Below are 24,955 nucleotides of genomic sequence, written 5' to 3' on the forward strand. Positions count from 1 at the left end.
AAAATGGAAAGAGCCCGAGAGTACAACCAGCTCCCGGGACTGCATTTCCATGATTTGGATTACTGTTCTGTGACGTATTGCACGCTGATTTTGTTCTGTGAAACCGCCAATTCTTTCATCACCAGATCCACAATGGATACCGCCTGTTTTACATCCAGTTTGTCACTGAGGACCACAACTTTATACTTGTCGGCATCTTCTTCAACGATCGCATTAGCGAACTGTTGAGAGAGCGTCTCTTCAATGCCAGTGATTTTAGCTTCTTTTTCTTCCAGTGTGCGGAGTTGCTCCGTTGCTTTGGCATTCTCCTCTGGCGTTTTGCTCAGATCACCTGCTACGGTCATCAGTTCCTCATACTTGCGATTGTTGCTCTCTTCACGCTGCCATTGGTAGTTCTGGAACTGGCTGCTTGCAGATGCTGTCGTATTCTGCTCTTCCATTTCCTTGAGGACTTCCTCATCTGTCTTCGTTGCAGTGCCTCCTGCCTGACCGTCTGTCTCCGGTGTTGTTGTTGCCCCTTTGTCGGTCTCTTTGTTGGTTTCTTTGCCTGCCTCACCCTTATTCTCGCCTGGTTCGACAGCAGGTGTTTTCTCTGTATTTCCAGCTTCTTTACCTTCTGAAGCCGCCGGTTCTTCCACAGCGCCAGCCGCACTTGGATCACTTTCAACTTCGCCGCTATTCACCACTTCATTCACAACCAAACCTTCTGTAGGATCAAGAATGCCTGCCGTCTCCTTGGCTTCCCCTTGCTTGATTCCATCCACTTGCTGACTGTCAGCCACCGGCGCGTTGGCTGGACCGGAATCTTCAGTGAACAGATAATACGCGGACAAAATGACCATCAGACTCAGCATGGAAACGAGCCATACCGTTTGGCGTTTGTTATTCATTAGAACTTCCTCCTCAAATTAGCTTCAATCTTATGAGAATTGAATCTTGTGATTCAACACATCAGATTAGTCTTGTTTGCGCGGTACAACCGAGATCCGGTAGGCTGCCACATTCAGTCCTTTTTCCACAGCATCGGTTATCAGGTCCTTCACAACCTTGTTCTCTGCACCCCTGGCAACCACAAGCACCCCACGGATCTGCGGTTTGAGCTTTTTGGTCACTATAGGTGTCTGATCCCCTGATATTTCGTACGTAATAATCTCGCCATCACGGGTATATTGCGTCATATGTCGCTTGCCCCCGCTAGCATCAGTTTCTTCGGTAAGTTGCTGAGAATCCTTCACATTCCGCTGAACGACTAATTCCTCTGTGGAATCCACGGTAACCATCACATCAACCGTTCCCACACCAACAATGTTTTCCAGCACACCTTTGATTTTGTCTTCAAATGCAATTTCGATCGCCTGAAAAGGATTCTGTTCTGACGGATCACTCTGTATGGATGCCATGGATGTTGCCGGGTCCGGTGGTTCCCGACCGATATTTTCGGAATCAATTTTTTTGACATTGACGAAGGAATTGAACAGCATGATTCCCACCCCGATCAAACCCAGGATAATCAGCCAGCGGAAGGTTTGATTTCGCCTTGCCCCACCCTCTCCGCCACCCATCCAGGTTTCCATCTTTTTGAACCATTGTTTCATCGGACACCCTCCTTCTCAGAGCACTTCAGCACTTTTTGGTTCTGTCACTTGAACGTTGTTTGCATCAACATCCCACTTTTCAGTCAACAATGTAATAATCTGCACCGCATGTTCGGACCTTGTGGATGTCTCACCTTGCTGCTTCGTCTCATCTGTCTGATCACGTATAACAGGTTCGGAAGACGCTTCATTTCCATCACGTTGCCCTCTACTCACATCAATCTGTACATCAGGCACTTCAATCTGACCGATCTGGATGGGCTGCTGTATTTGATGTGTTTCATCCTTCTCGGATTCTGTGTCTGTTCCAAATATGGGTTGTGTATTGGCAGCGATTTCTTGCTGCCCTGCCTTCACTTCTCCTCCTGCATCCTCTCCGGCCATCTCGACCAACACACGCTGGATCACAGGCAGTTCGACGGATGAGGCAGCTTCCATCTCGGTTTCATATTTACTCATTGCCAGCTGTACCTCTACGGATCGAACCTTCGCTCCTGTTGTTTCTTCAATCTGGCCTTTCATGACATTAGCCAGTTCTTTCGCTGTCCATTGTAAGGATTGTTCCTGTTCACCCGCTTGCAGCCGCTTGCCCTGAGCTAATATCTGTTCGAGTGTTGCATTCCCATCCGATGGCGCATCCATTGCCGACATTGCCCGTTTCAGTTCGCCAACCGGATCACTTTTGAGGAGCTTAGTTATGGGAGATAAAAGGGTCAGCAGGATGAGAAGGCTCAGCACAAGCTTGACATAACGTTCCATGGATCGATTGGGCAACAGCATATCCACAAAAGTCGCCAGCAGAACGATCATAATCAATTCCTGGAGCCAGTTGCTCAGCCACCCCATCCTTTCCATCCCCTTTCTTGCCAACATACATTCAGCGCATCATGACAGTCAGATTGCCCGCGGTCAACAAGATGGTAATTGCCAGAAAAAACATCAGCCCGACGGCTGCGAGCGCCGCAAATACGTAGATCATACTCTTGCCGATGGCCTGGAGGCATCCTACAATCGGGGTGTCTCCAAGCGGTTGCATAATGGCACCAGTTACGTTGTATATCAAGGCAAGAGCCAGGATCTTGAGTGCCGGAAAGGCACATAGAAACAAAATGATGATCACTCCGGTGAGTCCAATTGCATTTTTGACAAGTAAAGAAGCTGTAATTACCGTATCCGTCGCATCCGCAAATGTTCTGCCCACGACAGGGACAAAATTGCCTGCGATGTATTTGGCGGCCTTCAGGCTAACTCCATCCGCTACGGAGCCCGATGCTCCCTGAACCGAGATTACACCCAGAAACATCGTCAGCAGGATACCCAGCAGTGCCACACTAATATTGCGCAGGAGGTCTGCCAGCTGTGTCAGCTTGTACTTGTCAGACAATGAACTGACGAGATGCAGAACAGCTGAGAAGAAGAGTAACGGGAATACCAGCAAGTGAATCAACGTACTCACCAGATGAATCATGAAAATGATGAGTGGATGTGTCACCGAGACGGTGATGACATTACCCATGGACGCAAGCAGTGTGAATAACAAGGGAACCATGGCCATCATGAAGTTGATCATGCCAGTTATGGCATCCTTGGCGTATCCAATCGCCACACTGAAGCTGTTGATTGCAATAATGATGATGACCATATAACAGATGGAATAGGCGATTTTGCTAATATTATTTTTCTCAAATGCAGTCTGAAGCGTCTCCAGAATCATGCTGAGTACGCTTAACATCACAATCGTGACCAGAAGCTTGCCATTATATAAAATTTCATGCAGCATGAAGGTTCCGATCGCCACAAACACTGATTTCAGGCTGAACCCTTCATTGCCGGGGATTAACATATCCATGAAGGAAGGGGTCTTCCCTTCCGGGAAGAAACCACCGTATTGTTGCATCAGTTGATCCCAGTATTTCTCCACCTGATCCTTGGGAAGCTGATCGGCCTGCTGCTCCATCCACTCACCGGAAGGCGAGGTTGCAGTAACCTGTCCCAGGATACCAAACAGAAAACAGAGCATCAGCACAACCGTAAGGCGCCACTGCGGCTTATGATGCATTGATTTCATATGAAGTCCGCACGCCCTTTCTACACCGGCATCAGCTTCATGACGGTTTCGATAATAATGCTGATGATCGGTATAGCAAGTACAAGGATCAGTACCTTACCAGCCAGTTCGATCTTGGACGCAATGCTCTCCTGACCTGCATCCCTGACAATCTGTGCGCCAAATTCAGCGATGTACGCTATGCCAATAATTTTCAGCACCGTTTTCAGATAAATACTTTCCATGCCTGAATTCTCGGCAAGCCGCTTCAACACTTCGATGACTGCACCGATTTTGCCAATCAACAACATGAAGATGACAATGCCGGTCGCGGCAGCAATCAGAAAAGCAAACATGGGTTTCTGTTCCTTAATAACCAGAATGAGCACTGTTGCGATGAGCGCCAAACCTACAACTTGGATAATTTCCACAGGTCACCACCATCCGGCTTCATGACCGTTTTTCATTGAAAAAGAAATATCGATTTGATCTCTTGTAGCAGGCTGTCCAGCATACGGACCACCATGAACAATACAACGACAAATCCGATTACGGTCACCCAGTGAGCCATATCTTCCTTTCCCATTTGTTTCAGTACCGTGTGAATCATGGCGATGATGATTCCGATACCCGCAATTTGAAAGATTGCGTTCACTTCTAGATTCATGACCTTGGCACCTCACTATCCCGGCTATTTCAGAAGATCAGAATGACGATTAACGCTCCGACAAGCATCCCGAGGCTTCGGCTCATTCGTTCATATTTCATTTGATCGGCCTGAGCGCGAGATTCCTCATGCATTAGTTGTTGAATGGCTAACGATATATGTTTGGTCTGATCCTGACGGTCACTTGTGCCAAGGCTGAAGCTTAGTTGCAACATCACTTCCTTCTCGTCAGCCTTCATGGCCGATCTTCCCCACGCCAGATCCACGCCTGACTGCAGACTTTCCCGGGCAGTGAGTCCATGAGGAGGTTCCATCTGTGTAGCTGCATGAAGAAACAGCGTCTTTACAGGTTCTTTGGTCTGTGCTCCCATCTTGCCCATGGCATCGGGAAGTGGAGTGAGCCCATAGTTAATCTCCGTCATTAGTCGCTGGAGGGCTGCAATCAGTTCTCGCAACTGTCTCGGTCTTAATGCATACTGTCTGGCCTTGTAAAAACCGGCGAGGGTGCTGGCTAACAGAATAATTACCGCACCAAACATGTTAACCAAAGGCTTCACCTCCTGCCCCGGTCTGCTGCAACCCACGCATTTTGCCATCAGCCAGCCGAAAGGTCATGCCCCGGCTCGTCCGTTGCAGCTGGACATAACGTTGAAACATCTGCTCCGTAATTAAGGTTCTGAGGGCGGGTCTGGCCGACAGCTCCGATAGGTCACGGCCATGAGCAGTCGCAATCACTGAGACTCCTGCATGCAGGGCTTCCATCACCGCTTCGGCATCCTCCGGACGACCGATCTCGTCCACAATCAGGACATCGGGCGACATGGAGCGAAGCATCATCATCATGCCCTCAGCCTTCGGACAACCGTCCATCACATCTGTTCGGGGACCTACGTCGAAGCCAGGTACTCCTTTGTAGCTACCAGCGATTTCGGACCTTTCATCCACAATGCCCACTTTCAGACGCGGACGTATTCCCTGAACCAGTTCAGTTCCCCCTGTAAGCTTTGTACCACTGCTAATTTGTCTCGCCAGATCTCGCAGCAACGTCGTTTTCCCTTGTTGTGGTGGTGATAGGATCAACGTGTGCAGGACCTGTCCGCTCTTCATATCGAGAAGATAAGGAAGGATACGATCAGCTACTCCATGTACCTCACGGGCTACCCGAACGTTAAACCCGTTGATGTCACGCAGGTATTCGACACGCCCACCGCTCAGTACCGTTCGGCCAGCAAGCCCGATTCGATGTCCTCCAGGTATGGTGATGAACCCTTTGCGCAGTTCCTCTTCCAATGTATAAAGTGAATGGTTACTGATCAGATCCAGCAACCTGTGCGTCACTTCTTTCTGAGGAACATACGCTTCTTCAGGATTCCCGGTTGGACAACCTTGAGGTGTCAGGAAGTGGTATGTGTTGCCTGCATTAATCTCCAGGGGTCTGCCTTCACGAATACGTACTTCCTCCACTTGTTCCAATAGAGCGGGTGGCATTCTTCCAAGAATGGTTCGGATCGGTTCCGGAAAAAGTTCCCTCCAGTTCACCTTCATGAGTAGGCTCCTCCAACCTTGAGATCATTTGGTTCACACTTCTGGCGCTTGTTCATATCTCAAGTTTATGCCTGTACATTTATTTTATGACGCTGAAATCTATCAATTCTTCAGAATACGGTTGAGAGTTGAAACCATAGATGCACCTTCTGTTCTAGGCACCCGTCTAGATGTTCATGCATATAGTAATTGCAGATAGGTAAGTTCCATTCCGGTTCAAAACAGAACTACCGATCCCCAGATACAGAAAGGAGTTGTGGGGAGTGCGAGTTGATGTCGTTGGCAATGTGAATGAAGTACGTACTATTGATATTGCAGGGCGAAGTGCAGTTGTCATTGATGTATTGTGTACGACCAGTACAATTGTTACGGCTCTGGCGTATGACGCTTTGGCTGTGATTGCCGTAGAGACCGTTCCACAAGCCAAACAAATGGAAGTGAAAGATTGCATTCGAGGCGGGGAGCGTTTTGACAAAAAAATCACCGGATTCGAGGTGGGTAATTCCCCCTATGAATATATGACTAAGGACATTGCTAATAAAACGATCATCCTGACCACAACCGATGGAACCCGAGCCTTGATTAAAGCTTCCAGGGCGAAACATGTACTAGCTGGATCATTACTCAATGTCAGGGCTGTCGCAGCAGTTCTCTGCCAACTTCAACGAGATGTATTGCTGTTATGTGCGGGGAATCAGGATGAATTTGCACTGGAGGACGCCTTGTGTGCTGGATGTATCATCGACGAACTGCACCGTCAATCCTGCTCTCCCATCCAACTAAACGATCTCGGCATAGTACTTCATCAGGCGGTATCCCAATGTCAGGAGAGCATCCCGGAGCTGGTGCAGGGATCTGTTAGCGGGCGTAGGCTTGAAAAGTTAGGCAGGGTCCATGACATTTCATATTGTTCTCAATTAAACTTGCTGGATTGTGTTCCCGAGATGGGGGAGGGGAACCTCATGCAACCATATAGAGGCATACGCGGGGAAAAGATGTTCAAGTTGATGTGAGAATGGCCATGAGAAAAAAAAAGGTGTACTGCTGCCCGTTGGCAACAGTACACCTTTGCTAATTTACATACACAGAAGATACTTATCTGCGATCTTGAGGTCCACCGATAACGGCTTGCTCGGCAGTGTCGAGATCATATGCTGTATGCAATGCCTTAATGACGTCATGCAGCTTATCTCCGTCAATAACACAAGATACTTTGATCTCGGAAGTGCTCACCATCTTGATACTCACGCCTTCAGCGGAAATAACTTTGAACATCTTCGCAGCTACACCCGGGTGACTGACCATACCTGCGCCAACAATGGAGATTTTAACGAGGTTCTCCTCAGATGTGACTTCACGGTAAGGCAAGCGGCTGTGAAGGCCTTCAATGACACGTAATGCGTTCTCACGGTCAGACAGCGCCACAGAGAACGAGAAGTCCGCTTTGCCATCCATCACTCCGCTCTGAACGATAATGTCCACATCCAGCTGATTGGATGCAAGCGCACCAAATACTTCGGCCAGAACTCCTGGTACATCCGGCACACCCAGAATACTGATGCGAGCCACGTTTTTGTCATAGGCAATACCACTAACCACTACGCCTTGTTCCATTGTTGCTTCCTCCTTCACAACCGTTCCTTCATTATGGTTAAAGCTGGATCTTACAATTAAAGGTACACCGGAATGCTTCGCGTACTCTACTGCACGCGGATGCAGCACCGCTGCTCCCAAATTAGCAAGTTCCAGCATTTCGTCATAGGATATTTCCTTCAGCTTGCGCGCAACCTTAACGATCCGCGGGTCCGTAGAATAGATTCCGTCTACATCCGTATAGATCTCACACGCATCAGCCTTAATTGCTGCCGCCAGCGCTACAGCTGTGGTATCCGAACCACCACGACCCAGCGTTGTGATCTCGCCGTCTTCCGTCATGCCCTGGAAGCCTGCAACAATAACAATGTTTCCCTCGGCAAGTGCTGCATTCACACGGTCAGGTTGAATGTCATGAATACGTGCTTTTCCGTGAACCGGCTCTGTGCGGAATCCCGCTTGCCAGCCCGTAAACGATACTGCCTTACGTCCAAGCGCTTGAATAGCCATCGATAACAAAGAGATCGAAATCTGTTCTCCTGTCGTTAAGAGCATATCCATCTCACGAGCAGGCAGATCACTATTCAGTTGTTTTGCCTGATCAATCAAATCATCTGTTGTATCCCCCATGGCCGAAACCACGACTACGCACCGATGTCCTTCATCAGCTTTTTCTACAACACGTCCGGCTACACGCTTCATGCGTTCTGTATCTCCGACCGAGCTGCCCCCAAATTTCATGACGTACAATGACAACGCAAATCCACTCCCTACCTTGTGCAGTATGCATAATTAATGTCCATCGTCATTATTCTCTACGAGAAATGACTTTAACCCAGTATATTACGAAAGCGCCTGATAGGCTAATCTTTTTTCGAAAAAACCCTCTGCCAAAGGAATGGCAAAGGGTTGTTAATAACCTTTTTTAGCTTACAAGCTGTGAAAGTTACGCACGGGAAGAGTATTTACCTTCACGTGTGTCAATCAGGAGAACGTCACCTTCGTTAATGAACAAAGGAACCTGTACGTTCAAGCCTGTTTCCACTTTTGCATTTTTGGTAGCGCCTTGTGCAGTGTTACCTTTAACACTTGGCTCAGTCTCGATAACTTTCAACTCAACGCTTGTTGGCAAGTCGATTCCCAGGATTTCACCTTGGTAGCTAACAATCTTAACGACCATGTTTTCTTTCAGGAAGTTCAATTCCCATTCCAGTTGATCACTAGTTAATGTGAACTGATCATATGTTTCGTTATCCATGAATGTGTGCTCTGTACCGCTTGCATATAGGTAGGATACGCCACGGTTTTCGATGATGGCACGACCAATCGTTTCGCCTGCACGGAATGTTTTTTCAACGGTGTTACCGTTACGCAGGTTTTTCAATTTGGAACGTACGAAGGCAGCGCCTTTACCTGGTTTAACGTGTTGGAAATCAAGCACGGTATAGATATCGTTATCTACTTGCACGGTCAAGCCTGTTTTAAAATCGTTTACTGAAATCACAAAAAATCCCTCCTGATATGGTTAAAAGTAGGTGATATAAGACGATGGATTAATGTTATATGTAAAATGAGCCCAAGAATGGCCACCTCGTTCACTTCGATTGCAGTACCATCCTCGGATCGCTGTTATCCCCAGATTTTTTGATCCCATTATCAATGGGAAAATTCGGTGATAAAGGCGAACGCTTCGCTTCTTCAGATTGGTTCTGCACTCTCCGTTATGGTGAAATTTCTTATTTCCAATTTAAATAACACATTAAAAATCGTCTTATATCCCTGTGGCTGTAATTTAGCCGATTACGGTGAACTTCTTGTCCGACTTCGTTAGAATATGAATACCCGTCTCGGTAATCACTACATCATCCTCGATTCGCACGCCGCCAAGCCCGTCAATATATATACCCGGTTCAACGGTAACAACCATACCCGGTTTCAATACATCGTCGCTAAGCTTGGACAAGCGTGGAGCTTCGTGAACTTCCATACCCAGGCCGTGGCCTGTGCTGTGTCCGAATTGATCTCCATATCCGTGACCTGCAATGATATCACGAGCCAATGCATCTGCTTCCCGTCCGGTCATGCCCGGTTTCAGGTTCTCCAGCGTATGTAACTGAGCTTCCAGTACAATGTCATAAATTTTGCGCAGCTCAGGTACAGGTGTACCTGTTGCAATGGTACGTGTCAGATCTGAACAGTATCCGTCCAAAAGTGCACCAAAGTCAAATGTAATTAACTCATTCTGTCCGATGACCTTGCTGCTCGCTACACCGTGAGGCATAGCAGAACGTTCACCCGATGCTACAATGGTGTCAAACGAAGAGGACGTTGCTCCATGTTTACGCATGAAAAACTCCATCTCCAGATCCACTTCACGCTCCGTCATACCTGGTTTTGCAAACTGCAAAACGTGGCTGAACGTGGCATCCGCCAGATCTGCTGCTCTCTGCATAACCGCGATCTCATCTTCATCCTTGAACATACGAAGTTGCTCCACGATCCCGGATACAGCTTCCAGTTCGATAGATTGAAGTGCTTCAGCATAAGCGGAATGCGTGCCAAATGTGACGCTATCCTGCTCGAAGCCCACTTCTTTGATATTCGCGGATGTCAGCAATTCGCGCACCGTATCCATCGGCTTAGCTCCATGCTCCACAACGGTAAATCCTTTGGCTTGCTGAGGCGCTTGTGACATATAGCGGAAATCAGTCAGCAGATATGCATCCTGTTCCGTAATCAGCACATATCCCGCCGAGCCTGTAAAGCCCGTCATATAACGACGGTTAATCGGGTTTGTAATCAGCATTGCAGTGAGTTCATGCTCACGCATGGCTTCACGCAACTTATTTACTCGTTTGTTTTCCATCGGTAACCCTTCTTTCTCTCACATTCCCGGGTTCCCGGCTCAGGTTTGTTTGTCCAGATGACGCACAAGAGCCAGCAATCCCAGTTCATAGCTTACTTCGCCAAATCCGGCAATCTGCCCGATTGTTTCCGCTGCAATCACTGAATGATGTCTGAACGCTTCGCGTGCATGAATGTTGGATAGATGTACTTCAACCGTAGGGACTTTTACAGCATTGATTGCATCACGTATAGCATAGCTATAATGGGTAAATGCTCCGGCATTCAGTATTATTCCGTCTGCCTCACCCATCGCTGCATGAATGCGGTCAATGATGTCCCCTTCATGGTTCGATTGATAAAAAGCGATGGAGACGCCAATTTCGTCAGCCTGTCTGCGAATTTTGTCCTCAATATCCTTCAGACTAAGCGTTCCATAGATGCCCGGTTCGCGTACACCAAGCATGTTCAGGTTCGGACCATTGATCACAATAATTCGTTTCATCGCTGCTCCACCCTCTCTGCAAATAACCATCTGCTATTTTAACACAGCCATTGCCGGATTGAGAAGCTTTTTTGCGCTATGCCCCCGCTTGCTCCGGCTCGCGTTTGCGTTCGTCCGTGTACTCCATGGCTACCGTGTAACCAATGAACAGCCCCCACAGCAAAAAGAAACAGAGTTCCGTGATGATTGAATCCCACGTTAAACCATTCAAAGGTTTCATCATCCCCAGTTTGGGTCCTACCAGGATAAAGAGAATCAGCCACCAGACGATTCCATACACCATGCCGGGTAACGGCCCTTTCAGTTTTCTAATCGTGAACGTGTATAACAAGGATGCCAAGATGGAAAAGACGATAAAAAACAGCCAACCTGTCAAATGTCCTGCTGCGGTATATATATATTCATGTTTGAAAAAAGGCTCGGCCAGAAATCCGACAGGTACAATCGTAAAATGCAACAGATAGAATAGCCAATGCAGCCCACCCCAGATAAAACCGGCAAAAAAGCCAAGCTCTAACGCAAAGGAAAATGGCTTGGTGTAGTAGTGTGCTTGACCTTGCCTCTGGGTAGGGCGCCTGCCCTTGTACTTTGGCTGCCGCTCATTGGGTCGTTGACCTTCATCTTGTGATGTATCTTCATGCTTACGTTCTGTCATCGATATTCTCCTTCATTCAGTTGATAATCCCGCATTATGCCTCAAATTTCCGCTCCGATTCTACGAGGTAGTATGTTCAAAACAGGACAATCTTAACAACATCCTTCAAGGTTTGACTCACAAACTAGAAATTGGTCTTAAAATTCGATACAATAGGGTTATTAAACTGCCTTTGATCGCGAAGGCCTAGAACAGAATAGGAAGGTGAATAATTTGCCTCAACAATCCAAGCCTGTCAGCTATGGGGGGCAAGCTGTCATTGAAGGCGTAATGTTCGGTGGGAAACATGTCAACGTTACAGCTGTTCGTAGAAAAGACGGCGAAATTACGTATCTGGAAGTTCCCAAGCAAGACAAGTCCTGGGTCATGAAATTGCGGCGGATTCCTTTATTACGCGGAATTGTCAGCATTATAGATTCAAGTGTCAAAGGTAGCAGACATCTCAATTATTCTGCTGACGCCTATGCTGATGATGAACTGGAACCTGAAGAGAAAGCCAAGCAAAAAGAGAAAGAAGGTTCGGGCTGGAGCCTAAGCATGATCATTGGTGTGACCGCCGTCGCCATCCTTTCATTCCTTTTTGGTAAAGTTGTGCTCACATTGCTTCCTGTTGTTATCGAGAATTTTCTATTCAAAAATGCATTCGACAATCAGTTTCTGCATAATTTACTGGAAGGCGGCATTAAGCTGATCCTGTTACTCGCTTATCTGTGGTTAATCTCACAGACACCGATGATTAAACGTCTCTTCCAGTATCATGGGGCGGAACACAAAGTAATCAGCGCACATGAAGCTGGTGAAGAACTGACACCGGAGAACGTGCAAAAGTACAGCCGACTGCACTACCGCTGCGGAAGCAGCTTCATTATGTTGACTGTCATTATCGGAGTGTTTCTATACTCCCTCTTCACGTACGATAACCTCTGGGAACGGATGGGTCAGCGTCTGTTGTTATTGCCAGTTGTGCTAGGCATTTCTTTTGAACTGTTAAAGCTCACGAATTCGGTACGTGATATTCCTGTACTGCGTTATCTTGGATACCCGGGATTGTGGCTGCAATTGCTGACAACAAAAGAACCGACCAACGAACAGGTAGAAGTATCCATTGCTTCGTTTAACCGTATGCGTGAGTTGGATGCCAAGCTTGCCAATGTCTCTGCTACGTCAGAAGTACCTGTTGCAACACTCGATCCTGTGAAAGGGTGAATGATATGAACAAGCAGGCAATCTTATTTTGGACGTTCATCGCACTAGCTGCTGTTGGAGTCTTGACTTGGCTGGGGAACGCTAGTCCATCCAGGATCATTATTCCTCTGGTCGTGTTCGGAGCTGTATTCCTGCTGTACAAATATCCGCCTCGTCGCTGGGCAAGCAAAGCCAAAACACCGAAGATTAAACCATCGGCACGAACCATGGCGAAAGTTAATGCACAGTCCAGTGCCAGAAAGAGCAGCGGCTCTTCAAAGAAACGCAAGGATTATCCTTTCCAAGTGATTCAGGGACAAAAAGGGAAAAGCGATGAAGATATACCGAAATTTCACTAATATCGACTGAACATACAAAAAAGCAGTTCTCCCAACATGCGGAGAATTGCTTTTTTCACGTTTATACAGGAATCAGAGGTGGAGCTTCTGCTTGTTTCTTGCGCAATTCTTTTCTTTGTTTGTCCAGCTGTTCATCATACATTTTCATATTCCATCCGTTGAAAAATTCGTTCCCTGCTGTTGCGCCTGATCGATATAAGGCTGTGCTGTCCTGTAACGATAAATGAAATTGCGTCGGTTTAATGCCTAGCGTTGGTATCTTCACTGTCCGAAACCGGTTAATCTGTTCGATATAGCGTTCATCATGTGCTGTGAGCATCGTCTCTACAAGGGCCTGAAGCATGCTTAGCGGTCCTTTAATCCGGGCAGGTTCTACTTCCGTCTTCCCTACCATTTTGAATCCGACAACCGGAATAACGTCTCCTCCTCGTTCCGAGCGATCACCATCGAAGAGCCACAACGGGAAATTGCTAAGCAATCCACCATCCACGACATAAACGAACTGATCTTGAAAAGGAAGACCTTTGGAAAATATCGGCGACTTGCGTATGACTACCGGATCGAAAAAATATGGGATACTGCAACTCATACGTACCGCCTTTGCAACATCCAGCTTCGCAGGGTCAATGCCGAACCGCCGAATATCGTCTGGCAACACCAGAATGGTCCCATTGGATATATCGGATGCGGTAATAAGCAACTTGCCTAGTGGCAAGTCAGCGAATGTGCGAATCCCTTTTTGCTCCAGCATCTTGCGAATCCATGATTCCAATGCCTCCCCCGAATACAAACCTTTCTTCAAGAACAGCCTCGCTGCGGGGCCAATCCATCGGGTATTAAATATGGGGGAACGACGCAGCAATGAAACAAAGGGTGTATTCTCGATAATGACTTTCATCTCTTCGGCCCGGTAACCCGCCGCTAGCAGAGCAGCTACAATGGAGCCGGATGATGTGCCAGCCACCCGATTGAACTGAATGCCACAATCTTGAGCACCCTGCACAGCACCCGCAAGCGAGATTCCTTTGACGCCTCCACCTTCAAACACCGCGTTAATTAACACAACAAAACCCCCGTTCTCCAGGCAGCCACGTTTCTACTGCCACTCTATGAGAACAAGGGTTTGTCTTATAACTGTATCGTTAAAATGTTCTAGAGACCATAGTACGCTTTTAATTTGGCAATTACGCCGAGAGGATTCTTCGTCAGGTGCTGTGAACTAAAGAAAATATCCCCTTTGACCGAACCATACTTTTTGTTGTAGTTCAGCTGATCGATGATCTCCTGTGAAGTCTGCCAGCCAATTTCCGGCGTACCTAACTTATAAGGAGAGTGACCGATATACAATTTTACATTTGTATTAGCCACTTCATTCGCCCACCAGTCCACAACTTTGTCGTATCGGGCTACACTCAGTGTCATACTCCAATATACCTGCGGAGCGACATAGTCGATCCACTCCTGGTTAATCCATGTCCGCACATCTGCATTCATGCTGTCATACGCGGTTACTCCCGCTTTGGTATCAGAGCCAGTCAGATCAACGGATTTATTACGCCATACACCAAATGGACTAATTCCATATTCAACGTTACCTTTCACCCTGTGAATGCTCTGTCCGAGCTGCTTGACGAACTGATTAATATTGTCCCGACGCCATTCAGCACGGTCTTTGGTATTCAATGTGTTATAGGTTTTGAAGGCTGCATCATCATTAAAAGTCACATTGGATGGATAGAAATAATCATCCAGATGTACACCATCAATATCATACTGATTGACCACTTCCATGATCGTATCGATAATATGCTGTCTGGCTTCCGGGATACCCGGGTTAATGTACATTTTGCCGGATGCATTCACAATCCAGTCGGGATGAAGCTTCGAGATGTGGTTTGCAGCCAAGTTTGATGTACTTGCTGAGTTCGTTGCTCTAAACGGATTAAACCAGGCGTGGAACTCCAAACCTCGTTTATGTGCTTCCTCGACCATAAACGCGAGGGGATCATAACCTGGATCTTTACCTTGTGTTCCTGTCAATACGCTGTTCCAAGGTACCAAACCTGAAGGATAGATGGCATCCCCATTGGCTCTCACTTGGACAAATACAGCATTAATGCCCATACCTTGCAACGTATCTAGCTGTTTCGTATACTCCTGTTTTTGCTTCTCTACATTTCCCTTGGCACCGGATGAAGGCCAGTCTCCATTCACAGTGGAAATCCAGGCTCCCCGCATCTCTTCAGAAGCTGGTACAGTACCCGTGCCTCCAGGCTCCGCTGGGGTTACCGGGGTTGGTTCAGGAGTTGGGACTGATTCGTCTCCTGTGTACAGATCAATGGTCTGGGCTGCTTGATTCCAGTTCACTCGAATGCCCAGGTTCTCACTGACAAATCGAATGGGTACCATGACCCGACCTTGTTTCAATTCGACCGATGCATCCAGACCAACTACAGCGTTATCCACGGTTGCCTGCTGGCGCCCGCTCGTCATAGAGATGACCGAATCAAATTTCTGAATGGTCACGGTACGAGTAGCTTGAGACCATAGAACAGACGCACCCAGTCCTTCGCTAATAACACGCAGAGGTACCATCGTTACATTTACTTTGGGCAGGATGTAGGGTGATACATCCGATTCCAAACGGTTGCCGTCTAGAAAAATAGCGATTTCCTTCTGCCCGGCCGCTTGTGCCGTCATGCCTGCTGTCTGTAATCCAAGTACAAAAATGAGCAGCAGCATCAATCCTTTACGAACGTTCATTAGTGCAGTCCTCCAAAATCATTATAAATTTGCGGTAAATTCTACTAGTTTAATAGACGCTCCTACCGTTCGTTTAGTTGCGATAATCACCAAATTATGGTGTGATTGCACACAAAAAAATGCTTCCTGCCATTGAAACGGCAAGAAGCATCCTTTGATCACAGGATACAATTCATTATATATCACCATGTGTATTCCACTGCTGAAACTTAAGACTCCGTATTACTCATGACATCCTGAAGGTTTTTGAGGTCACGCAACCGGCTCTCATCCTGACGGAAGTATTCAACCAAGGACTCAATGCATGTAATGGAGTCCCAGCTCAGATGATGTTCAATGCCTTCAACATCATTGTAGATATTTTGTTCCTGAACACCAATCGTTGTCAAAAATTGTTCAAGCAGATGATGGCGCTCCATCAAACGTTTGCCCATCTTTTTACCTTTTGGCGTAAGCACCAGTCCGCGGTACTTTTCGTAGATCAGGTACTCGTCTTTGTCCAGCTTTTGGATCATCTTCGTCACCGATGAAGGATGTACTTCCAGTCCTTCAGCTATATCAGACACACGAGCATAGCCCTTTTCATCAATTAATTTGTATATACGCTCCAAATAATCTTCCATACTGGGCGTTGGCATCTGCTTCCCTCTTTTCTCTCTGACCGGCCCCTATTCGTGCCTGGTCCCTATCTTATAATGATACATGTTATCAATACGCATTGGCAAGTCCTGCACAGTTCAGAGCGCGCTGTTACACAAGTAATTGGCAGGCGTGACTTCTCCCCAAACGAGGCAAACTAAGCAAAGTTCCGCAACGAAAGGAGTGATTTCGTGAGTACAAGTGTAGCCTCTCCGCCAGTTCGTAAAGCAAAAGGTACTAAACCCTTTATTCCCGATTTGGTGTATTTTGAACCCGGTGCGCTGGAATATGATAAAGGTAAACGGATTATGGAATGGGTCACATCCAAAAACATCCCTTATCAAATGACCACATCCCATAACCGAATCACAAACCTGCCCGGTGAAACCGAACAAGAAAAGTATCGGATGGCGAAGCGTACTCTGGTCGTTGGTGTGCGCAAAACACTCAAGTTTGACCAGTCGAAACCTTCAGCGGAATATGCCATTCCCATCTCTACCGGCTGTATGGGGCACTGCCATTATTGTTATCTTCAAACGACACTTGGTGCGAAACCTTATGTCCGTGTCTATGTTAATACCGAGGAGATCATTCAGGCAGCCAAAGGATACATCGAAGAACGCGCGCCTGAAATCACACGATTTGAAGCCGCCTGTACATCTGATCCCGTAGGACTCGAACATATCACGGAAAATTTAAGTGACTTGATCCGTTTTATGGCGGAAGAAGAATATGGGCGTTTGCGATTCGTAACCAAATATCATCACGTTGATCCATTGCTGAACATTAAGCATAACGGCCATACTCGTATCCGGTTTAGTGTCAATTCGGATTATGTTATCAAAAACTTTGAACCGGCTACCTCCAGATTTGAGGAACGCATTGAAGCTGCTGGCAAAATTGCACACGCCGGTTATCCCCTGGGATTCATTATCGCTCCTATTATGTGGTATGAAGGCTGGGAAGAAGGATACTCGGATCTGTTGCAGAAGCTGGCAGATACGCTTCCAGAGGAAGCAACCAAGGATCTTACCTTTGAGATGATCCAGCACCGTTTTACCAAAACGGCCAAAGCAACCATTGAGAAACGTTATCCTAAAACCAAGCTGGAGATGGATATCGAGAAACGTAAAATGAAATGGGGCCGCTGGGGCCAGTACAAGTATGTGTATAAAGATGACCAGCAAGATGCGCTGCGCGAATTCATTACGGAACGGATCTTTGAACATTTCCCACTAGCCAGTATTGATTACTTCACCTAAACGAAAAACGCGACTGCCCGTAATGATATGCTCGTATAGGCAGGCATTTATAACAAACGATTAAAAAGCAGGTTACATGACCCAGAGTGACTCTGGTTAACATGTAGCCTGCTTTGTCATGCATTTTTAAATTCAAATTCAGTTCATCCGTTTAAATAATCATCCAGTCTGGTGTAATCTGCTGCAACCAGATCGTAATCTTGGTCATCTGATCTGTAAAAAGCAATACCCCAAGGAACAACATTAATGCTCCCCCGACTTTCATCATGACATTGGAATACCGTAAAATCCAGCGTGTCGATCCAATGAAAAAGGCCAAAATGAAGAATGGGATGGCAAACCCTGCCGTATAACCTGTAATCAACGCCAACCAGGTTGTGGGCTCACTTGCAGCCATTGCAATGATCGCTGTTAGAATAGGGCCAATACAAGGCGACCAACCTGCTGAGAAACCGATACCAAATATAAAAGAGCCCAGATAGCCTGCTGGTTTCCATTTCATATCCAGCTTGCGTTCCTTCATCAGAAACTGCGGCTTGAACACACCAAGCAAAAATAACCCCATAAGCATAATCAAAATCGCAGACAATTGCCGAATCAGTTCTCGGTTATCATTGAAAAATTGGCCAAACAGTCCAGCACCAAGGCCAAGCGAATAAAATACAGCCGAGAAGCCTAAAATAAACGCCAGCGTATGCGTCATGGTCTTAAAGCGGACTTCGCGCTGATTGCGGTCATCCTTCAATTGTTGCACCGTCATCCCTGTAATGTAGGAGAGGTATGATGGATACAGCGGAAGACAACATGGTGATATAAATGAGACCAAACCTGCTACAAAAGCCATCCATACATTAACATCAGGCATGAAGCGGTGTCTCCCTTCCCCGGGCTCACGTGCTTGCTCGTTCAGTCGTCAGGCTCGGAACCCTTTTTTTCCAATCATCGTCAGAATCAGCATCATGATCAGCAGTAATACAATCGTTGCTCCAGGTGCGAGGTTCCAGATACCTGCTACAACCAGTCCAAGGACTACGGCAATTTCGCCGATCACCACGGACAAAATAATAGCAGATTTAAAACTTCGAGCCATCAACAGGCTGACCGCTACCGGAATGGTCAATAGCGCTGACACCAGAAGCGCACCAACAATCTTGATCGCCGTGCTTATGACAAGTGCTGTCATCACAGTGATTAACATGTTCAGAATTCTCACAGGCAACCCTGTAACCGCTGCCGCATCTTCCTCAAAGCTGAGCAGGAAAAATTCCTTATGTAACAATGCCACTACAATCACCACGATCAGCGTAACCACACCTACAAGCTTCAGATCCGTAGCGTCTAATGTATATATACTGCCGAACAAATAACTCATGACATCTGCATTATATCCTTTGCCCAGCGTAAAGAACAAGGAAGCAAGAGCCACGCCACCGGACATGATAATGGCGATCGATAATTCGGCGTAACTCTTGTACGCTTTGCGCAACTTCTCTATCGCAAATGAAGCAAGTACGGCAAATATCAAGCCCACCGCAATGGGATACACTTCGATCAGGAATCCAAGTGCAACCCCGGCAATGGTCACATGAGACAAGGTGTCCCCGATCATGGATAACCGCCGCAAGACCAGGAACAGTCCGATTAACGGAGCGGTAATGCCGATTAACAACCCACCCGCCAGCGCACGCTGAAAAAAATCACTCATTAATATTTCCAAAACAAACACGACTCCTTCGGCCTTACTTACTCTAATCTAATGGGCCATACATACGGCTAGCGTACCTGTGCAGTAGTATGTTGCAGATTGGTCTCTGCACAATCCTGTACCTCATGCGAATGACGGACATGAAAATTAATTTTGCCATTCGTTACGGCAGCTTCAGAACCCAGATAACTCTCCATCCGATCCATATCATGTGACACCATCAGAAAAGTCATCCGGTGATGTTCATGCATATGGGTAATCAGTTCAAAGAAACTGGCCTGTGATTCAGCATCAATACCTACTGTGGGTTCATCCAGAATCAACAGATCCGGGTGATTGATAAGCGCTCGTGCAAGAAATACACGCTGCTGCTGTCCGCCGGACAATTGGCCAATTCTTTTGTTCGCCAGATCTTCAATGCGCATAACCTGCATCGCATCCGTGCACTGTTGCTGACATTTGCGAGACATACGACGGAACATGTTTTTGTTATTGTACAAACCGGACATGACCACTTCACGAACGGTCGCAGGGAATAACGGGTTAAATGCATTCTTTTGAGGTACATACCCGATTCGTTCCCAGTCCTTGAACCTGCGGATCGACTGTCCGAATAGTTTGATATCTCCCTGCGCAGGAGGAAGAAGTCCTACCAGCATGCGCAGCAATGTCGTTTTACCCGCCCCATTGGAACCTATAATCCCGACAAAGTCCCGTTCCTGGGCCATAAAATCGAGATTCTCAATCACTCGCTGGTCCCCGTAGGAAAATGATAGTTTCTCGATCTCTATAATTGGATCATGACATAGTGGCATGATTTGCTGCATGGCAAAGCCGCCCTTCTTTATATATAAGAATCCCATAGCGTCCTAAGAGCCTTCACCGCGAACGGTAAAGACTCTTCGACCTGAATCCTTCATTCTATCTTATTTTAATGCGATCAGCAGATTTTGCAAATTTTTCTCCATGAGGGTGAAATAATCATCCCCGTTTGTTGCCTGCTCCTTGGTCAATCCCTCAACCGGATTAAGGACCATGGTCTCCACGCCTGCTTCACTTGCCAGTGTTTTCGCCAATTTGTCAGATACCAGCTCTTCAAAGAAAATGTATTTGATGCCTTCATCTTTAACCAGTTTCGCAAGCTTCACAATATCCTGTCCTGTCGGTTCAGCATCCGGGGAAAGTCCCATAATGGCATGCTGGGTTAATCCATAATCACGTGCAAGGTAGCCAAACGCTTGGTGCGAGACAACAATTTCGTTGTTTGGTACGTTAGCCAATTCATCTGTAAAACGTTGATCCAGCGTCTCAAGCTTCGTACGAAGCTCTTCATAACGTTGTTCGTAACCTGCTTTGTGATCAGGATCTGTTTCGACCAGACTATTTTTGATGTTTTCAGCCATGATCATGGCCGATTTCGGACTAACCCACGTATGTGGATCAATATGATGATCAGCGACATCTTCACTGGTAGCCTCATCTGTATGTTCATCCGCATGCTCGTCTTCGTGCTCTTCACCGTGACCGTGCCCATCATCACCCTCAGCGGTTAACAGCTTAACCCCTTCGCTGACGGCAACAGACTTCACCTTAGTATCACTATTCAGCGACTTCAGGAAATTCGGCACCCATCCTTCCAGTCCAGCTCCATTATAGAAAAACAGCTGTGCCTTGGACGTATTAACAATATCCTGACTCTTCGGAGTCCAGTCATGTGGCTCTACTCCCGTTGGCAGCAGGTTAATGACATTGGCATCCTCACCACCGATTGCCGTCGTAAAAGCATATACAGGATAAAATGTCGTCACAACGTTTACCTTGCCTTCCACAATCTTCGCACTATTGGAACTATCCTGCCCACACGCTGACAATACCAGCAAAGTGAGAATAAGGAAACCCGTCCACAGTAACTTCATGTTACCTCTTTTGCTCGTCTTTCCTGTCCGGTTATCCTGAACTTGATGTTGCACTTTATAAAATGTCATTATGATTCACTCCGCATCTCTTAATCGTAAACATTACTGAAAGAATTATAGGTAACCTGAACCTACTTGTCAAGCCATCTCGTCCTATTCATTCTTTCCTGAAGTACGGAGTTCATAACAGTATATGCTTGTTCTCTTCCCGTCAGATACGAATTATATCAATAAAAAAGGGACCCGAATTACATCGGGCCACCTTGAGTCATAGTTACGACAGAATTTGAATCAATTTAAAGGTATTATGAAATTGATTCTTTTTATTTTACTTGTGCGCCATTAGGCATGTTGTCTGGTACTGTAGCCAGTGTGAGCTGGTCGCCATGTGATGCTGCAAGGATCATACCCTGAGACAGTTCACCACGAAGTTTCACCGGTTTCAGGTTAGTCACACAGATGACTTTGCGTCCAACCATCTCTTCTGGCGAATAGAACTTCGCGATGCCAGAGACGACCTGGCGCTGCTCATAACCCAGATCGAGCTGCAATTTCAGCAACTTATCCGCTTTTTTGACAGGTTCGCAGGCAATGACTTGCGCTACACGCAGTTCAACTTTGGCAAAATCGTCAATCCCGATCTCTTCCGTACCTTCTGGTGCGGTTACCGGTTCAACAGCTGCTGAAGCTCCAGCACCTGCTTGACTTGCTTCAGGCTCTGCTGCTTTTTGGCCACCAGTCATTGCTTCGGAGATATAAGCAATTTCCTGTTCGGAATCCAAACGAGGGAAGATTGGATCACCTTTTTGCAATACGTTTCCAGTTGGAACCAGACCCCATTGCTTGGCTGTATCCCAAGCCGTAAGTTCACCTTCCCGAATGCCTAGCTGTGCCCAGATTTTATGAGGAGCACGTGTCAGGAACGGTTGCAACAGAATGGAAGCAATTCGCAAGCTTTCGATCAGGTGAGCCATAACGGATGCCAATTCATCGCGTTTTGCCTCATCACGAGCCAGTGCCCATGGCTGCGTCTCATCAATATATTTGTTGGTGCGACTGACAAACTGGCTGATCGCTGTCAGTGCTACGGAAAACTGCAGGTTTTCCATCGCCTGTTCCACTTTTTCCACCGTAGCATGGCCTGCTTCTTCCAGAGAAGCATCAAATTCCGTTACATTCGAAGCAAACGCAGGGGCTTTGCCTTCAAAATATTTGTCTACCATGGCAACGGTACGGTTCAACAGATTACCCAGATCGTTTGCGAGGTCGGAGTTGACACGCTCTACAAAGCTCTCTGGTGTAAATGTACCATCCGAACCAAACGGTACTTCACGCAGCAGGTAATAACGCAGTGCATCGAGACCGTAACGGTCAATCAGAGTAACTGGATCAACAACATTGCCTTTGGATTTGGACATCTTGCCATCCTTCATCAACAACCAGCCATGTGCAAACACTTTCTTCGGCAAGGGCAGATCCAATGCCATCAACATAATTGGCCAGTAGATTGTATGGAAACGAACAATTTCTTTACCTACCAGATGTACATCCGCAGGCCAGAACTTGTTATACAGAGATGCATCGGATGAACCGTAGCCCAGAGCTGTAATATAGTTGGACAATGCATCAATCCACACGTAGACCACGTGTTTTGGATCGCCTTTAACTTTGACGCCCCATTCAAATGTAGTACGTGATACAGCCAAATCTTCAAGACCCGGCTTGATGAAGTTGTTGATCATCTCGTTCTTACGAGATTCCGGCTGAATAAAGCCCGGGTTCTCTTCATAATATTTCAACAAACGATCTGCATATTTGCTCATACGGAAGAAGTAGGATTCTTCTTTGACCAATTCAACGGGGTGTCCGCTATCCGGGCTCTTGGCTGAGATAATCTCGCCCTTCTCATTCTTCTCTACATCCACCAGTTGAGTCTCCGTGTAATACGTCTCATCCGGAATGCTGTACCAGCCTTCATACTCACCTTTGTAGATATCTCCCTGTTTCAGCAAACGGTCAAAGATATCCTGAACGACGGTTTTGTGACGCTCTTCGGTTGTACGGATAAAGTCGTCATTGGAAATGTCCAGCTTGTTCCACAGTTCTTTGATCCCCACAACGATATCATCGATAAAAGCTTGCGGAGTCTGTCCTTTCTCCTGTGCCTTGCGCTCAATCTTCTGGCCATGTTCATCGGTTCCTGTCAGATAATGAGCATCATAACCGCGTAGACGCTTGTAACGAACCATCGCATCTCCCGCCACAGTTGTATACGCATGCCCAATATGCAATTTGTCACTCGGATAATAAATCGGGGTTGTCAGATAAAATGTTTTTTGGTCAGCCATGAATGACTTCTCCTCCTTCGAATGTTCCTGCTTCATGTGATCCCTTCGTCCAAAACAACTAAAAAAGAACACAAAAAACTCCCGCCCCTATGGGACGAGAGTTGCTCTCACGTGTTACCACCCAAATTCCCCATGTTTTTCGCAAAACACAGGCTCTGTCGGTCCTTCGACCGCCCATTAACGCTGGATCACGCCTCAGCCTTACGACAGCAGCTCTGAATTCACTGTCTGCACGCTCGAAAGAGGTTCCTCCGGGACCATATTCCATCCTCCTCCCAGACCGGTTCTCAGCTCATCCGGCTCTCTGCACTGGGGGTGTGTCTGTACTTATCCCTTCACTGGAAATCATATAGAAGTTGTTCAAAAAGTAAAACCAGACTTTTTGAACTCGCATATATAGGAAAAATATACTGAAATGCGGACCCTTTTGTCAAGTGGACAGCATCCTCAAGTTCAATCCTGGCCTGTTTCCAGGCCACCCGAATACTTCAGGCTATAACGTTACTCTGATACCAGAGTAGACTTCTCCGCCTTTGGTGGCACCAGATCTACACCGCCTGGATGAAACGGGTGACATTTGGCAATACGTTTCGCTGTTAACAACGAACCTTTGAGCGCACCGTGCACTTCAATCGCCTCCATGGCGTAAGCCGAACAGCTCGGATAGAACCGACATGTTGGCGGTGTTAATGGAGAGATATAGTTGCGGTACACCCGAATGGGTGCCTGAGCAATTCTGCGCGATAACTTCATGGTCAGTGCTTCCCATGAGCGTGTTGATGTCCCGATGCCGCTTTGGCCGGAGCATGCTCAGCACAGTCCTTGCAATATCCAAACACCTCGAACTTGTGGTCTACAACCTGAAATTGCTCAGGCGCATCCGCAAGCTGCATCGGGCAAAATATAATAGGATATGTCTTCTGACACTTCAGACAGATCATATGATGGTGATGATGATCTTCACTACAGTGAGCTTTGAATTTAACGCCATCTTCGAAGATGACCTGTTCCAGTACACCCAGTTCCTGCATCACCCGTAAATTACGATATACTGTGTCAAAACTCAGTCCGCTGTAAGTCTTACCCATATATTCATAGACGTCCTTGGGTGTAAGATACCCTGGAGACTCGGCAAATAACCGGGCCAGTGTTTTCCGCTGATCGGTAATGCGAAGCCCCTGTGAGGACATGGTCGAAATAATCTGTTCTGTCGACAGCATGATCTAAAGCACCTCCTGTCATACGAGCATTTTGCATCATTCATAGAGCGACAGTTTATTCGGCAAAAGCGAAAACTTTTGCTTTCTTGTATACCTCTAATAATGCA

Annotated in this window: 27 protein-coding genes; 4 read left to right on the forward strand and 23 right to left on the reverse strand. The window is 46.9% G+C overall.

Annotated features, from left to right (window positions below; all coding sequences use genetic code 11):
* Positions 1–59: 59 nt before the first annotated feature.
* The 8 genes from F0220_RS19870 to spoIIIAA all read right to left on the reverse strand — a co-directional run bounded on the left by F0220_RS19870 (position 60) and on the right by spoIIIAA (position 5,854).
* A complete protein-coding gene (locus F0220_RS19870; protein WP_105599537.1) occupies positions 60–890 on the reverse strand; it encodes a SpoIIIAH-like family protein in 831 nt (276 codons plus the stop codon).
* A 66-nt stretch (positions 891–956) separates the two neighbouring features.
* Positions 957–1,595, reverse strand: a complete 639-nt coding sequence (gene spoIIIAG, locus F0220_RS19875; protein WP_091018137.1) for a stage III sporulation protein AG — start codon at positions 1,593–1,595, stop codon at positions 957–959.
* Between the two features lie 15 nt (positions 1,596–1,610).
* Positions 1,611–2,441: a stage III sporulation protein AF gene (spoIIIAF, locus tag F0220_RS19880; protein WP_179198579.1), complete on the reverse strand. Its 831-nt coding sequence runs from the start codon at positions 2,439–2,441 to the stop codon at positions 1,611–1,613.
* Between the two features lie 31 nt (positions 2,442–2,472).
* The gene (gene spoIIIAE, locus F0220_RS19885; RefSeq protein ID WP_373419868.1) at positions 2,473–3,615 is read right to left on the reverse strand and encodes a stage III sporulation protein AE; all 1,143 of its coding nucleotides are present in this window, start codon (positions 3,613–3,615) and stop codon (positions 2,473–2,475) included.
* A 68-nt stretch (positions 3,616–3,683) separates the two neighbouring features.
* Complete coding sequence (spoIIIAD, locus tag F0220_RS19890; RefSeq protein WP_017687586.1) at positions 3,684–4,073, reverse strand: stage III sporulation protein AD; 390 nt, start codon at positions 4,071–4,073, stop codon at positions 3,684–3,686.
* A 32-nt stretch (positions 4,074–4,105) separates the two neighbouring features.
* Complete coding sequence (gene spoIIIAC / locus F0220_RS19895; RefSeq protein ID WP_017687585.1) at positions 4,106–4,309, reverse strand: stage III sporulation protein AC; 204 nt, start codon at positions 4,307–4,309, stop codon at positions 4,106–4,108.
* A 29-nt stretch (positions 4,310–4,338) separates the two neighbouring features.
* Positions 4,339–4,857, reverse strand: a complete 519-nt coding sequence (spoIIIAB, locus tag F0220_RS19900; RefSeq protein WP_036614389.1) for a stage III sporulation protein SpoIIIAB — start codon at positions 4,855–4,857, stop codon at positions 4,339–4,341.
* Positions 4,850–5,854, reverse strand: coding sequence for a stage III sporulation protein AA (gene spoIIIAA / locus F0220_RS19905; protein WP_036674989.1), 1,005 nt, complete (start codon positions 5,852–5,854; stop codon positions 4,850–4,852). The genes spoIIIAB and spoIIIAA overlap by 8 nt, the downstream gene beginning before the upstream one ends.
* 263 nt (positions 5,855–6,117) lie before the next feature.
* On the opposite strand from spoIIIAA, the gene F0220_RS19910 reads away from it, so the two are divergent.
* Positions 6,118–6,867: a 2-phosphosulfolactate phosphatase gene (locus F0220_RS19910; RefSeq protein ID WP_091018142.1), complete on the forward strand. Its 750-nt coding sequence runs from the start codon at positions 6,118–6,120 to the stop codon at positions 6,865–6,867.
* An 82-nt stretch (positions 6,868–6,949) separates the two neighbouring features.
* Here the strand turns inward: F0220_RS19910 and F0220_RS19915 are convergent, their stop codons facing one another.
* From F0220_RS19915 to F0220_RS19935, 5 genes are all read right to left on the reverse strand, one after another.
* Positions 6,950–8,203, reverse strand: a complete 1,254-nt coding sequence (locus tag F0220_RS19915; RefSeq protein WP_149846725.1) for an aspartate kinase — start codon at positions 8,201–8,203, stop codon at positions 6,950–6,952.
* 190 nt (positions 8,204–8,393) lie between these two features.
* On the reverse strand, positions 8,394–8,951 hold the full coding sequence (gene efp / locus F0220_RS19920) for an elongation factor P (RefSeq protein ID WP_017687580.1): 558 nt from the start codon (positions 8,949–8,951) through the stop codon (positions 8,394–8,396).
* A gap of 288 nt (positions 8,952–9,239) precedes the next feature.
* Positions 9,240–10,313, reverse strand: coding sequence for a M24 family metallopeptidase (locus F0220_RS19925; RefSeq protein WP_105599539.1), 1,074 nt, complete (start codon positions 10,311–10,313; stop codon positions 9,240–9,242).
* A gap of 39 nt (positions 10,314–10,352) precedes the next feature.
* Positions 10,353–10,796, reverse strand: coding sequence for a type II 3-dehydroquinate dehydratase (aroQ, locus tag F0220_RS19930; RefSeq protein ID WP_036614400.1), 444 nt, complete (start codon positions 10,794–10,796; stop codon positions 10,353–10,355).
* A gap of 76 nt (positions 10,797–10,872) precedes the next feature.
* Positions 10,873–11,451: a YqhR family membrane protein gene (locus F0220_RS19935; RefSeq protein ID WP_091018144.1), complete on the reverse strand. Its 579-nt coding sequence runs from the start codon at positions 11,449–11,451 to the stop codon at positions 10,873–10,875.
* 213 nt (positions 11,452–11,664) lie between these two features.
* Here F0220_RS19935 and F0220_RS19940 point away from each other — a divergent pair, with 213 nt between their 5' ends.
* Positions 11,665–12,657 (forward strand): DUF1385 domain-containing protein, encoded by a 993-nt coding sequence (locus F0220_RS19940; RefSeq protein WP_047843628.1) that lies wholly within the window; start codon positions 11,665–11,667, stop codon positions 12,655–12,657.
* A gap of 5 nt (positions 12,658–12,662) precedes the next feature.
* Entirely contained in the window at positions 12,663–12,995 is a 333-nt protein-coding gene (locus tag F0220_RS19945; protein ID WP_091018145.1) for a hypothetical protein, read from the forward strand.
* A gap of 61 nt (positions 12,996–13,056) precedes the next feature.
* Here F0220_RS19945 and F0220_RS19950 read toward each other — a convergent pair whose 3' ends face one another.
* The 3 genes from F0220_RS19950 to mntR form a co-directional block, all read right to left on the reverse strand.
* On the reverse strand, positions 13,057–14,058 hold the full coding sequence (locus F0220_RS19950) for a patatin-like phospholipase family protein (protein WP_105599541.1): 1,002 nt from the start codon (positions 14,056–14,058) through the stop codon (positions 13,057–13,059).
* A gap of 89 nt (positions 14,059–14,147) precedes the next feature.
* Positions 14,148–15,758, reverse strand: coding sequence for a family 10 glycosylhydrolase (locus F0220_RS19955; RefSeq protein WP_105599542.1), 1,611 nt, complete (start codon positions 15,756–15,758; stop codon positions 14,148–14,150).
* 209 nt (positions 15,759–15,967) lie between these two features.
* On the reverse strand, positions 15,968–16,396 hold the full coding sequence (gene mntR / locus F0220_RS19960) for a transcriptional regulator MntR (protein WP_036614415.1): 429 nt from the start codon (positions 16,394–16,396) through the stop codon (positions 15,968–15,970).
* Between the two features lie 192 nt (positions 16,397–16,588).
* On the opposite strand from mntR, the gene splB reads away from it, so the two are divergent.
* A complete protein-coding gene (splB, locus tag F0220_RS19965; protein ID WP_047843632.1) occupies positions 16,589–17,659 on the forward strand; it encodes a spore photoproduct lyase in 1,071 nt (356 codons plus the stop codon).
* A gap of 151 nt (positions 17,660–17,810) precedes the next feature.
* On the opposite strand, the gene F0220_RS19970 is transcribed toward splB, so the two are convergent.
* The 7 genes from F0220_RS19970 to F0220_RS20000 form a co-directional block, all read right to left on the reverse strand.
* Positions 17,811–18,524, reverse strand: coding sequence for a cytochrome c biogenesis CcdA family protein (locus tag F0220_RS19970; protein ID WP_036614418.1), 714 nt, complete (start codon positions 18,522–18,524; stop codon positions 17,811–17,813).
* A gap of 48 nt (positions 18,525–18,572) precedes the next feature.
* Positions 18,573–19,376, reverse strand: coding sequence for a metal ABC transporter permease (locus F0220_RS19975; RefSeq protein WP_017687569.1), 804 nt, complete (start codon positions 19,374–19,376; stop codon positions 18,573–18,575).
* Positions 19,377–19,432: 56 nt separating this feature from the next.
* Positions 19,433–20,191: a metal ABC transporter ATP-binding protein gene (locus F0220_RS19980; protein ID WP_105599544.1), complete on the reverse strand. Its 759-nt coding sequence runs from the start codon at positions 20,189–20,191 to the stop codon at positions 19,433–19,435.
* Positions 20,192–20,290: 99 nt separating this feature from the next.
* Positions 20,291–21,349: a metal ABC transporter substrate-binding protein gene (locus F0220_RS19985; RefSeq protein ID WP_105599545.1), complete on the reverse strand. Its 1,059-nt coding sequence runs from the start codon at positions 21,347–21,349 to the stop codon at positions 20,291–20,293.
* Positions 21,350–21,603: 254 nt separating this feature from the next.
* Complete coding sequence (gene metG, locus F0220_RS19990; protein WP_149846726.1) at positions 21,604–23,664, reverse strand: methionine--tRNA ligase; 2,061 nt, start codon at positions 23,662–23,664, stop codon at positions 21,604–21,606.
* Positions 23,665–24,129: 465 nt separating this feature from the next.
* The gene (gene yidD, locus F0220_RS19995; protein WP_091018158.1) at positions 24,130–24,381 is read right to left on the reverse strand and encodes a membrane protein insertion efficiency factor YidD; all 252 of its coding nucleotides are present in this window, start codon (positions 24,379–24,381) and stop codon (positions 24,130–24,132) included.
* 2 nt (positions 24,382–24,383) lie between these two features.
* Positions 24,384–24,848 carry a Fur family transcriptional regulator gene (locus F0220_RS20000; RefSeq protein ID WP_074095707.1) on the reverse strand — a complete coding sequence of 155 codons (465 nt, stop codon included), beginning with the start codon at positions 24,846–24,848 and terminating at the stop codon, positions 24,384–24,386.
* Between the last annotated feature and the right edge of the window lie 107 nt (positions 24,849–24,955).

It is taken from the genome of Paenibacillus sp. 37 (assembly GCF_008386395.1).
Taxonomy (GTDB): domain Bacteria; phylum Bacillota; class Bacilli; order Paenibacillales; family Paenibacillaceae; genus Paenibacillus; species Paenibacillus amylolyticus_B.